The sequence below is a fragment of the Bartonella raoultii genome (genome assembly GCF_019659805.1).
Taxonomy (GTDB): Bacteria; Pseudomonadota; Alphaproteobacteria; order Rhizobiales; family Rhizobiaceae; genus Bartonella; species Bartonella raoultii.
Genome location: NZ_JAIFRO010000001.1, coordinates 205,001 through 217,587, shown reverse-complemented (window position 1 = coordinate 217,587; position 12,587 = coordinate 205,001). Strand labels below are relative to the sequence as shown.

The 12,587-nt window shown below is 36.5% G+C and carries 10 protein-coding genes; 5 read left to right on the top strand and 5 right to left on the bottom strand.

From position 1 onward, the window contains the following. Window positions 1-304: 304 nt before the first annotated feature. Entirely contained in the window at window positions 305-1,432 is a 1,128-nt protein-coding gene (gene alr, locus K3248_RS00900) for an alanine racemase (protein WP_220716489.1), read from the bottom strand. A 440-nt stretch (window positions 1,433-1,872) separates the two neighbouring features. On the opposite strand from alr, the gene K3248_RS00895 reads away from it, so the two are divergent. After that, the gene (locus K3248_RS00895) at window positions 1,873-2,889 is read left to right on the top strand and encodes a DUF3472 domain-containing protein (RefSeq protein WP_220716488.1); all 1,017 of its coding nucleotides are present in this window, start codon (window positions 1,873-1,875) and stop codon (window positions 2,887-2,889) included. A 463-nt stretch (window positions 2,890-3,352) separates the two neighbouring features. Next, window positions 3,353-4,183, top strand: a complete 831-nt coding sequence (locus K3248_RS00890; RefSeq protein WP_220716487.1) for a ferredoxin--NADP reductase — start codon at window positions 3,353-3,355, stop codon at window positions 4,181-4,183. A gap of 165 nt (window positions 4,184-4,348) precedes the next feature. Here K3248_RS00890 and K3248_RS09015 read toward each other — a convergent pair whose 3' ends face one another. Further along, complete coding sequence (locus K3248_RS09015) at window positions 4,349-4,600, bottom strand: beta/alpha barrel domain-containing protein (protein ID WP_371875510.1); 252 nt, start codon at window positions 4,598-4,600, stop codon at window positions 4,349-4,351. 336 nt (window positions 4,601-4,936) lie between these two features. Between K3248_RS09015 and trhO the strand changes: the two genes are divergently transcribed. The 3 genes from trhO to K3248_RS00870 all read left to right on the top strand — a co-directional run bounded on the left by trhO (window position 4,937) and on the right by K3248_RS00870 (window position 8,721). Further along, the gene (gene trhO / locus K3248_RS00880; protein WP_220716486.1) at window positions 4,937-5,854 is read left to right on the top strand and encodes an oxygen-dependent tRNA uridine(34) hydroxylase TrhO; all 918 of its coding nucleotides are present in this window, start codon (window positions 4,937-4,939) and stop codon (window positions 5,852-5,854) included. A gap of 1,073 nt (window positions 5,855-6,927) precedes the next feature. Then, a complete protein-coding gene (locus K3248_RS00875) occupies window positions 6,928-8,061 on the top strand; it encodes a type III PLP-dependent enzyme (protein WP_220716485.1) in 1,134 nt (377 codons plus the stop codon). 75 nt (window positions 8,062-8,136) lie between these two features. Next, window positions 8,137-8,721, top strand: coding sequence for a GNAT family N-acetyltransferase (locus K3248_RS00870; protein WP_220716484.1), 585 nt, complete (start codon window positions 8,137-8,139; stop codon window positions 8,719-8,721). 471 nt (window positions 8,722-9,192) lie between these two features. Here K3248_RS00870 and K3248_RS00865 read toward each other — a convergent pair whose 3' ends face one another. The 3 genes from K3248_RS00865 to K3248_RS00855 form a co-directional block, all read right to left on the bottom strand. Further along, window positions 9,193-10,764 carry a DHA2 family efflux MFS transporter permease subunit gene (locus tag K3248_RS00865; RefSeq protein ID WP_220716483.1) on the bottom strand — a complete coding sequence of 524 codons (1,572 nt, stop codon included), beginning with the start codon at window positions 10,762-10,764 and terminating at the stop codon, window positions 9,193-9,195. A gap of 38 nt (window positions 10,765-10,802) precedes the next feature. Continuing rightward, complete coding sequence (locus tag K3248_RS00860) at window positions 10,803-11,879, bottom strand: HlyD family secretion protein (RefSeq protein WP_220716482.1); 1,077 nt, start codon at window positions 11,877-11,879, stop codon at window positions 10,803-10,805. 154 nt (window positions 11,880-12,033) lie between these two features. After that, window positions 12,034-12,426 carry a Fur family transcriptional regulator gene (locus K3248_RS00855; RefSeq protein WP_220716481.1) on the bottom strand — a complete coding sequence of 131 codons (393 nt, stop codon included), beginning with the start codon at window positions 12,424-12,426 and terminating at the stop codon, window positions 12,034-12,036. Between the last annotated feature and the right edge of the window lie 161 nt (window positions 12,427-12,587).

Below are 12,587 nucleotides of genomic sequence, written 5' to 3'. Positions count from 1 at the left end.
TTTATGTATTTGTATTGATCTATAAAGCCCATACAGAATGTATGGGCTTTCTTTTTGCAGCTTTCTTGTATTTACTTACCCATTCTTGAATATGATTTTTGCTTTGTTTTCTTTCTCTTTTCAAATAAAGAGAATGTGCTTTTCTTGTTGTTATTTTTAGAGCCTTTGCATTGATAAATTGCTAAAGAGCAGTGAGAGAGGAAGTTTTGATAAAACTACCGTAGTGTATTATTGTGAGACCTCTTGTGTAAAGGCGGTAAAAAAGCATATTGTTTTCGAAGAATCTTTTTGCTTGCTTTGTTTTTTAATTCTTTTCAAGATAAATACGTTGATAACGAGACCCTAAAGAAGTTAGAATCTCATTTGGAATCGTGTTGGCATCTCTTGCTACTTTTTCAACGCTTTGGTTTGGACCAATGAGTTCTACCCAATCGCCTCTTTGAGGTTTTTTATCAAGATCAGTAGTATCAAGGATGATGGAATCCATGGAAATATATCCAACAATAGGAAGGGCGTGCCCATTGAAATAAACAGAGCCTTTATTAGAAAGAAGGCGGGGCCAACCATCTGCATAGCCAATAGAAATGGTTGCAAGAGTACTTGGTCTGCATGTAACAAAGCTTTCTTTATATCCAACAGCTGTTCCTGCATCAACATAGCGGCTTTGAATGACTTGCGCTTGAAGTTTTAAAACAGGTTTAAGAGTTGTTTGGTGTTTTTCACGGGGATCAACACCGTAAAGTGCAATGCCAGGGCGAACAAGATCAAAATGAAAATCTGAACCAAGAAAAATGCCTCCAGAATTGGCAAATGAAACTTTACAGGTAGGCAATTTTGCAAGTATAGCTTTAAAGGCTGCTAACTGAATAGCATTGGAAGGGTGGGTGGAATCCTCTCCATTTGCAAGATGGCTTAAAATATATTTTATTTCTGCTTTTTCAAAAATTGTAGGTTGTCTGATGAGTTCTTGTAATTCTTTTTTATCAAGTCCTAATCGATTCATATGTGTATCGATTTGAATAATTGCTGGAAATTTTTTATGTTTTTTTTGGCAAAGTGTTTGCCAATCTTTGATAGCAGACCAAGAGTTTAAAACAGGAACAATACCTGATTGTGCAATCAATTCTTCTGTTGCGTGTGGAAGCCCATTTAGAAGAGCAATCATCACATTTTCTGGTAAAACCGTTTTTAATTGAAGTGCTTCTTCAATTTTTGCGACAAAAAAAGTACGACAGCCTACTTGATAAAGTGCAGGGGCAATTTTATTTGCTCCTAATCCATAGGCATTGGCTTTTACAACTGCTGAGCATTGTGCTGGGATGACATGTTGGGATAGAGTGATATAATTTTCCACAATAGCATCTATATCAATGGTTGCTACAGTTGTAGCTGGAAAAAATACATTTGCTTTATCATTGATGGATTTGTTCATTTTAAAAAAATCCTCTCTCTCGTCATCGGGGCACGAAGTTTTCTTTGGTTGTTTCAATATAATTTTCTATGATGTATGGAAAGGATGCACCTATTGTTTGTTATTGTCAAAACCATGATCCGTTCATATTGTGAAGTATGGTCATAAAAGGTAAAATACTTTCCTTGTCTCTTATCAATAGAATAGTTTCTGCTACTGTAGTATTTTTATGCATATGTTTTTTATTGATGGTTGGTAAAGAATAAATTGTTGTATTTAACTTCTTAAGAAAAGTATTTTAAAAAGATAAGGGAGTATTTGCTAGGGTATATGTTTTTTTATTTGTGAAAGCCTAAAACTCTTTAGGAACAAGGGGTAATGAAAGTTTTTAGCAACATTGACTATAGAGTATGACTTTGATACAATTAGTATTCTATTTTATGAATTAGGGGGTATTCATTATGAATGACAGACTGAAAAAAATATTCTTCGTTTTTTTATTGTTTTTGATAACTTCGCCAAGTTACGCTATTGTTGCTGGAGGGATTGTTACTGTTCAGCATAAATGGCCTGCAGGGCGAGAGTTTGATAAATTATCTTTTTTCGAACAGATTAGTTATGATGGTGGGCCCAAATCTCATTACTACTGGGCAAGCCAATTTTCCTTTAAAAATGGAAATGGTGGATATATTGGTTTACAAAACTCTAAAGGTGTTCATTTCGTTAATTATTCTATCTGGAATGCTGTTGGTTGGAAAAGTAAACATTGTAAGCGTTTTTCTGGTGAAGGTTCTGGTGTGCAATGTCAAATTAAAATGCCTTGGAAAGTAGGGCATCAGTATAGACTTGATGTTTCAAAAGAGGAAAATTTGGTTACGGGTACCATAATAGATTTAATGGATAGAACAAAAACAACACTGGGTGTTATTGAGGTTCCAAAAACATTTGGTAAATTTGATGGTTCTCTACACTTTGTTGAAGAATATTCTCAAGGAAATGAGCAACTCGCCTCATGTTTTGTGATGGGAGCGCAAAGTTCAATCTTTAGAGCTCCTATAGGCGATGATACAGTTAAAGCAAAACACATGACCTATAGTTACGGAAACTGCAATGATCCTTATGTTGTTCAAACAGCATGTAATGATGATGCTTGCGTAAATACCGTAAGCAATCTTGGAGGAAAGCCGATATCTCATGTATCTGAAGTTGCTTTTGTGAATGGAGAAGATTTAAGTGCAGAAACGATTTCGAATGTGTTAAAAAAAGCTGATTTAGCTATTATTCGTTTGGAAGATGGTTCTTGGGTACCTAATATTTATTTTCCACAACCTGATCTATTTAAAGAGAAGTCAATTTTGATTGATCATAAAGCCTCTTACGGTTCTGTTATTTATGTGAATAACAGTAAGCATCAATCCCATACAGGAGAGGAAATAATCTATACGTCTGATGGTCGTCACTGGAAGATTGTAAAATAACATTAAAAACGCGTTATAAATCAATTTTTTACAATACCGCTGATATTTGTGTTTGCCATGAAGATAGCATAAATTTCGTCGTGTTAATCTGAGCGATAAGGTGATTGAGGATTTATTCCCAATCACTTTATTGCAATTTTGTCAAGGTAGGAATGATAGTAAGTATCATGGTTGCTTTGCGTGTTTTCAAGACACGGTTTTATTTACATAAATTTCATTACGTGAGAGAAGATTTGCATAAATATTCTCTTCACTTTTAAAATGCTTGTATTGTCTTTTTTTATCAACAGCGGTTATAGCAATTTGGCGTCCTGTATGATTTTTTCTTGCAACTAATTTTGATATAAAAGTGTTAATTTTATGGTCTGTATTTTGAGAAAAATATTGGCAGATGGTGATGCAGGTATTATATCACTTTAAAGATTTAAGATTTTAGGTTAAATGAAGATAAGGAAAAAGTTTTATGAATACGTTTGCTAGCAATGTTCAGTCAGACATCAGCGACGTTACGTCAAATTTTCCTATTCCTGAAAATGTGTTCGCGCTTACCGTTCAGGAAGTTTATCACTATACAGACCGTTTATTCAAATTTCGTTTAAATCGGCCGGAAAGTTTTCGATTCCGCTCTGGTGAATTTGTTATGATCGGTTTACCAAATGCCCAAAAACCTATTTATCGCGCCTATTCGATTGCAAGTCCTTTTTGGGATGAACAGCTTGAGTTTTTTTCCATTAAAGTTCCAGGGGGACCATTAACTGAACATCTCCAAAAAATTAAAATTGGGGATACCGTTCTCATGCGCAAGAAATCTACCGGAACACTTGTGCTTGATGCTCTTACTCCTGGAAAGCGTCTTTATCTTCTTTCAACAGGGACGGGTGTTGCTCCCTTTGTAAGCCTTATCCGTGATCCTGAAACTTATGAAAAGTTTTCAGAAGTGGTCCTTATTCAAACAACGCGTGAAAAGGATGCACTTACTTATGCAAAAGATATTGTTGCTTCTTTACAACAAGATCCACTGATTGGTGAATATGCAAAACAATTAAAATTTTATCCGATGACTACCCGTGAATCTTCAGAGCATATGGGGCGTATTACAACGGTTATGGAGAGCGGTATTTTTTTTGAAACGACAGGTCTTCCGAAAATCCATCCTGATGAAGACCGCGTGATGATTTGTGGCTCTATGGCGATGTTAAAAGATTGTGCGCGGATGTGTGAAAATTTTGGTCTTCTTGAGGGGGCAAATAATGCACCAGCTACTTATGTCATAGAACGTGCTTTTGTAGGATAAGAGATAGGCTGTGATGTATTATATGCTCATGCACGAATTGCATCCCAATTACGTTCTGTGATAAGTTTTGGAGGGGCAATCCAAGAACCGCCAACGCAAAAAAACGTTGGAACTTTGGAGCGAGTGAACGGTATTTTTTTGCGTAATATTTCCTGTGGGACAAAATTAAATCTCAGAAAAGGGAGAAGATAAAGCTTGACAAAGGGAATTTCTCCCTGCTTCCTTGATAAAAAAAAATGTAAGATATGAATAGTTTTTATATAATGCTTTCATGCGTTTATTTGGTGTAAGTGCTTCTAGGAAGAAGAGAGATGGCACTGTTTTTGCACAATCGATTAAGGCGTTTGACACTCTAGGATGTACAATAAATTTTGTTCCTGCGTGTTTAGTTTTTTCATAATGAACACTGTTGAGAATTGTTCCAGCTCCAATAATTGATTCTAAAACGTCTTGCGTAACTTCTTTAATTTCATGGCAATGTATTTGGTGTTTGCAATGTAATCTTGATTGTTTTTAATCCTCTTTTGACAAGAGCGTGTATGAGGGGAATAGCATTTTTTAGGTTATCAATGCGTCAAATAGGTATAACAGTTTGTTCTTGAAAAAATTATAAAAGGCATTCTATTTTGGAGCACATACTATTCTTTTAGTGTGAGATGTGAGATAGTGAATGTTATTTGAGTCAATATGATATACTAAAGATTCAATGAATAGATCTTGAAATTGAATGAAACGCGCGTTATGGCAAAACTCATGAACAAAAAATTTAAAGTTGCTGCTCTTTATTGCTTCGCAGATTTGAAACATTATCGTCAATTACAAAAACCTTTGCTCGACTTATGTCAAGCTAAGGATATTAAAGGGACTTTACTTCTTGCACAAGAAGGCATTAATGGAACGGTTGCAGGCTCTTCTACAGCAATTGAATCGTTGATTGCATTTATTAGAGCAGAGCCAGCATTTCAAACGCCAGAAATTAAATATTCATGGGCATCAAAAATGCCTTTTCACCGTATGAAAGTGCGTTTGAAAAAAGAGATTGTAACAATGGGGGTTGAGGGTGTTGATCCGTTAAAAGTTGTTGGAACTTATGTAGACCCTGAAGATTGGAATACCCTTATTCAAGATGAAGAGACGATTTTAATTGATACACGTAATGACTATGAATATGCGCTTGGAAGTTTTCAAGGTGCAATTGATCCGCGTATTAAAATATTTCGCGAATTTCCTGAATGGGTACGCAAACATGAAGCTGACTTAAAAAAGAAAAAGAAAATTGCCATGTTTTGTACAGGCGGTATTCGATGTGAAAAGTCAACAGCTTATGTGCGTCAACTTGGTTATGAACAGGTCTATCATTTGAAAGGTGGAATTCTGAAATATTTAGAAACTATTCCAAAAGAAAAAAGTTTATGGTGGGGTGAATGTTTTGTTTTTGATGAGCGTGTTTCTGTTAAACATGGTCTTGAAGAATGTGGACGTGAACTTTGTCATGCATGTCGTTCTCCTGTGAATGCTGAAAGCAAATTATCACCTCATTATGAAGAAGGTGTTTCATGTGATGCTTGTTATAATGTACGTAGTGAAGCTGATAGAGAGCGCTTTCGTGAACGGCATAGGCAGTTTCAACTCTCAAAATTGCGCGCAGCGCATCCTCATCATGAGCCTTAAAAATGTTCTTTTTACATGCTGAAGATTTGTACTTTGGGGCTTAGAGAAAAAATTCTGTATAAGTGGGAAGTATTGTCTAGGGTGGAGTCGTGTGTTCAGTATGAAAAAGATAGTGATTAAAAATATTTCTGTATCAGTTGAGATTATTCAATGATGGTATATGTAAAGGGGATCGTTGCTGAAGGGTACATCTGTTAGTGCATAGAGGGGGGGTATTTTTTGTGTAATCATTCAATAAAGGAATATTGCATTTAAAAAGCGACTTTAAAATGCATGAAATATATCGGTGAATGTACTGTTTAAGTCAAGAACTCTTTATTGGGAGCAAAGGTCCTATAACGGTTTTTGTTTATGTCTTCTCTCTCTTAGAGAGGGTAATATTCCGTAATCTTACTTTATATTTTCTCGCTTTATGTTGAGAGATGGCATAAAGAGATGATATTAAGAAATCTTTTTTAAAAAGCTCATCAATACGATAGCATAACAGTATGTATTGGTAAAAATGCAATTGCACTTGTAGAAATAGAAAATAATTTTTTTGTATGAGAGTGGTGTTGTTTTTTTGCATCATTTCATTTTTTTTAGTTAAAAAATCTTTAAAATAAAAAAAATGATTGAAATGAATAAAGATTCACTTTATATGAAACCTTGCCCAAAGTCGCACGTGCCTGTGGGTGTCCACGGGGTCTCAAATGGTGAGATTAACCGGTACGGTACCTGGAACTAACCGCTCCAGTCATTCTTACAGCCAATTGCAAGAATGAGGACACCTTGAAGCAACGACGGTGCGGGCCTTTCTGGTGTCTTCCAGCTTTTTAATGCTGGGATTACTATAGAGGCACACCTCATTGCCTTCAGTGTGGAAGTGGTTTTCTCAACTCCAATCAAAAAGGCATACAAAATAAAAGAACGCGTTTTCGCGTCTTTTTTCGCCGCATGCAATACTAATTCTGGTTATTTTTATAATCAGAAGGGGATGGTTGTTGTATGTATTTGTCCTTTGGTTTTTGACAGTTTTAGTACTGTCTTTAAATGTAGAGTGGGATGGATTTTTCCTCCAAGGAGAATTGCAGATGGCAACGCAACGTATTCGCGATTTTCTTGCTACACATCGTTCTGATGGTCCGTGTTTAATTGTTGATCTTGATGTTGTACGCGACAATTATTTAAGTTTTGAAAAAGCGCTTCCGCAGTCGCGTATTTTTTACGCAATAAAGGCAAATCCAGCACCTGAGATTTTGCATTTGCTCAGCTCTTTAGGCTCTTCTTTTGATGCTGCTTCTGTCGCAGAAATTGAAATGGCTTTAAAAGCAGGGGCAACGTGTGATCGTATTTCTTTTGGTAATACGATTAAAAAAGAGCGTGATATTGCACATGCATATGCATTAGGCATTTCGCTTTATGCTGTTGATTGTATCGAAGAAGTGGAAAAAGTTGCACGTGCTGCTCCAGGAGCGCGGGTTTTTTGTCGGGTTTTGACTGATGGAGAAGGTGCAGAGTGGCCATTATCACGTAAGTTTGGCTGTGTTCCAGCTATGGCTGTTGATGTGCTCCGTCGGGCACATCAATTGGGATTGCAAGCATATGGTGTTTCTTTTCATGTAGGATCTCAGCAAACAGATCTTAGCGCATGGGATCGTGCTTTGTCGGATGCAGCAACCGTTTTTAAGCGCTTGGAGCTAGAAGGCATTACGTTGAAATTGATTAATATGGGAGGCGGTTTTCCAACCCGTTATTTAAAGGATGTTCCTACCGCGCAAGCTTATGGTACGGCTGTCTTTGATTCTTTGAAAAAATATTTTGGAAATCGTATTCCTGAAACAATTATTGAGCCAGGACGTGGAATGGTGGGCAATGCTGGTGTCATTCGTACAGAAGTTGTTCTTATATCCAAAAAGGCAGACAATGATAATGTTCGATGGGTGTATCTTGATATTGGGAAGTTTAATGGTCTTACAGAGACCATGGATGAAGCAATTCGCTATCCAATTGAGACACCTCATGATGATAAAGAAATGGAACCTTGTATTTTGGCAGGCCCAACATGTGATTCGATGGATGTTCTGTATGAGAAAACACCTTATCCTCTTCCTTTATCTCTCACCGTGGGAGATGCGTTATTGATCCATGGAACAGGTGCTTATACGGCAACTTACGCATCTGTTGCATTCAATGGTTTTAAACCTTTACAATCTTATGTGATCTAAGCTTTCTTTTAACTGTGTGGGTATCTTCAGTTTTTTTGAAAAGTATAACTGGAGTATAATAGGGCGGTAACAGAGATGAATGTGGTAAATTTTCAAACAAAAAATGGGGTATATTTTACGATTTCCTGTGAGAAAGAAGCTGATAGATATCAGAGGGAACTTTTACTTGATTCAGCCATGGGGCTTGGGCGTAAACGTAAGTCATCAGAAACTTTGCGTCGTGGCCGGTTAGCGGCGAAAGGGCTTTCCTTTGTTGTTAAAAATACGTTTGGAGAGCTTGTCGGCAGTGTACGTCTTTGGCATGTTTGTGTTTGTAAAGAACAAAATAAAACACAAAAGGCTTTACTTTTAGGACCTTTGGCTGTTTCAGTGAAATATAGCGGTATGGGGATAGGATCAATTTTAGTACGCCATGCAATTGAAAGAGCAAAAAAGTTAGGTCATGGCGCCATTTTTCTCGTAGGTGATTTGGAATTCTATAAGCGTTTTGGCTTTTCAAATAGCCTAACAGAAAATTTGGCGATGCCTGGCCCTTATGAAAAACATCGTTTTCAAGCATTGGAATTGATACCACAGTATCTTTCTGCTTGTCATGGTACTTTAACCCCTAGTGGGAAACGAGAATGTATAAAACGTTTTCGGCATCATAAAGTAGCTTGAAAGCTTTCTTTTATTTTTCAATGGTTAGTGGAGAGAATGATAAGGATGCGTAGCATTCTTAGTCTTATAGTAAGAGGACTTTATAAAGCTACGGAAGTTATTATTGACCAATATTTTCTAAAATTTTTGTGGTTATTAAAAAACTTTATTAGAAATTAGAACATAAGGTTAGAATTATCGAATGTGCTGTCGCAAAACGTGTGTTAAAGGAAAAAACTTTATAAATTACGATATTGAAAAGGATTTGGTGTTTCTAAATCTATTGATTATTTGAAATCTTTGCGTTTGTTTTTTCCTTTTAGAGTTTTCACATCAGATATGATTCTCTTTTACAGCGGAGATATTTCAATATTTATTTTTCGTTCTGCTAGAAAGATTTTGATCTGGATGTATTATACAGTGGATTATTTTTATTGATTACCTCTGTTTAAAGTAAAAAGAGAGAATTGTCTCATCACTTATAAATTATACTCAGTGTTGTGGAGGTTTATCAGTTAGTGGTGGTATTTTTTTGAGAAAAACAGTCATAAATGTTAAAATGATGAAAATGATGGTGATTATAAAAAAGATATCACCCAAAGCTATGATCATTGCTTGTATATGGACCATATTGGACAATTGAGAAAGGGCAAGAGTATAGGAATCAAAAGTTGTCGTTTTAAAGTATAAAGTAAGGCTTGAAAGCATTTCAGTTGCTTGATTGTTTCCTTGTTGGATCGTTTCAGCTATTCGTTCATAATGCAGGTTTGTGCGCTTTGTAATAAGAGTGCTGATAATAGCAAGTCCTACGGCACCACCAAGATTACGTGTGAGATTAAAAAGCCCAGAGGCATTTTGCATACGTTCTGGTGGAAGTGTCCCAAGAGCAATATTATTAATAGGAACCATACATAACATCACAGAAAAACCGCGGAAAACTTGAGGCCAAAAAAGTTCCCAAAAATCCCAATGATCCGTGATAGAGCTTGCTAACCAAGTTCCTAAAGCAAATCCCAAAAGTCCTATGGCTATCATTAGACGTTCATCAATGTGTGCTGAAAGGAATCCAGCAAGAGGTGCGGTTAATAACATGACAAATCCTGAAAGAAATAGCGTTTCTCCGATCATCATTGCATCATAATGACGGATTTGGCTTAAATAAACAGGATAGAGATAGGTGAGTCCATAAAGACCGATACCAAGAGAAAAAGAAAAAATTGCTGCAGTTGAAAAATTAAAATTAGCAAAAGCTGAAAGATCAACAATAGGTTCTTCTACAGTAAAAGCACGCCAGAAGAAAAGAGAAGCAGATAAGATCATGATAATGAACAAGTTTAGAATCAAATTGTTATTGAGCCAATCATTACGGGCACCTTCTTCTAAAATATATTCCAAAGTTCCTAAAAAAAGAGCCATAGAAATAAGACCTAACCAGTCAAATTTTTTCATTAGAGAAAGATCAGCTTTATCAAAATCAATCAATTTCCAAGCAAGAACTGAAATAATAATTCCAAAAGGTACATTGATAAGAAAAAGCCAATGCCATGATAAGAGATGACAGAGATAACCTCCAACTGTTGGACCAATAGTGGGGGCTAATGTTGCAACTAGTCCAACAATAGGGACAACAATTGGACGTTTGGAAGGGGGAAACAGAACATAAGAGGCAACAAAAACACTTGGAACAATCCCTCCACCAATAAAACCTTGGAGTGCGCGATAGACAATCATCTCTTCAATGGATGTTGCTGTCGCACAGAGAAGAGAGGTCATCGTAAATCCAACCGCAGAGATAGTAAAGAATACACGTGTTGAGAGCAATCTTCCTAAAAATCCAGAAAGAGGCAACATGATGACTTCCGCGATAAGATAGGAGGTTTGAACCCATGAAATTTCTTCAGAGCTTGCTGCCAGACCTGCTTGAACTTCGGCTAAAGAAGAAGCAACGATCTGGATATCCAAAATAGCCATAAACATGCCAAAGGCCATAACTATAAAAATCACCATGTCACGGATCTTTATAGGCTCTTGAGAAGGTGTAGATTCTGGGATGGAAGGGGTCATAATATAATCATAGGTTTTTCGTTATAAGGGGCTTTATCTTATGGCTTTGTACGTGTATCGACTTTTACTGCAACACTCATTCCCGCTCGGATGTGTCCTGTTTTTAATGCTTCTTCAGGAATAGAGATACGTACAGGAATGCGTTGGACAATTTTGGTGAAGTTACCGGTAGCATTTTGTGGAGGCAGAAGAGAAAAAATAGCTCCTGTTGCAGGTGCAATAGAAAGCACCGTTCCTGTAAAAACATCTTTTTTAAAAGCATCAAGGGTAATATAAGCTTTTTGTCCAGCATGAATGTTTTGTAACTGTGTTTCTTTATAGTTTGCTTCAATATAAAGTGCATGTATGGGAACTAAAGCTGCAAGATGTTGTCCATTTACAACAAAATCTCCCTGTTTTGCTGTTAAATTTCCGATAACTCCATAAAATGGAGCGCGAATAATGGTTGAATCAAGATCACGTTGTGCTTTGTCGCGTGCAAGTTCTAAGCCTTTTGTTTGGCTTTCTGTTTCACTACGCTGCGCTTCGAGCACTTGGATATTTGCTTTTGCTGCGGCTATTTGTGCATTTGCACGATTGACATTTGCAATGGCTTGTTCATAAGCTGATTTGGCATCATCAACATCTGATTGGGGAGCGTAATGCTTTTCTTTAAGTTCGTTGGTACGTTTTAAGGTAAGTTGTGCATTGGTTTCGATGGCTGAAGCGGCAGCTTTTTGCGCTTTTGCATCATCTAAAGCACTATGAGCAGCTTTAATTTGCGCGTCAATGCGAAAAAGTGTCTTTTCTTGGGTATCAAGGCGTGCTTTTGCTTGATCTAGAGCTATTTGATAATCACCATTGTCTAATCGGAATAAGACGTCGCCTTTTTTTACAATGTGGTTGGCTTTAATAGAAATTTCCTCAATATAGCCATTTAATTTAGAGGCAATGGTTGCTATATCTCCTTGTACATAAGCGTCTTCAGTGCTTAGCATATAACGCCACTGTGTTATCCATTTATAACCGCACCATACTATAAAAAGCGCTAGAACAATAAGAAATACACGGATAATTTTCTTTTTATTTATTCTATTGAAATGCTTAATAGAAACAATAGTTTCAGCAAGAGACATGATTTATACTTTCACAATTATATTATAGTGCGTACAATAAAGGTATTTCTATATACGCGAGTCGTATGCGAGCAAACAGATTAAGAGTCTTTTAATTCATAAGCAATAGCTTAAAACATAATGCTAAACACGTAAACTTGCAAGTATAGAGACATTAATCCGTTATGCATTTTTTACAAACGCCTCGTACTTCTAAAGTGCTTTTATGGGCTTGAAAGTCAACAGCTTGAACCATTTGTTGCAGGCTGGATAGAATCGCTTGATTTTGTATTTCACTTACTTTGCCGCAGTTTTCGCAGATTGTGAAGGTTGTGAGTTCATGTTGACAGTTTTCAGGATGTGAACAAACCATAAAGGCATTTACACTTTCAAGACGATGGATACGTTTCAATTGTACCAGCTTTTCTAATGCGCGATAAACTTGAAGAGGGGCACGAAAACCTTCATCGCGTAAGTGATCAAGAATCGCATAAGCACTTAAAGGTCCTTTTGCATTCTTTAAAGTGTTTAAAACCAATGTTTGGTTACGCGTAAGTTTAGATGACATTAGCACTTTCCTATTGCTCTATAAAAAAGCATAAAGCCTATACGTCTTTTGTGCAATGATGATTGTCTCAAGATATATACAAAATATGCGCATTCTTAAGAGATAGAACGAAATTATAGAATGAAATTTTTATGTTTATAGCTTTCTTTTCAGATGCATTT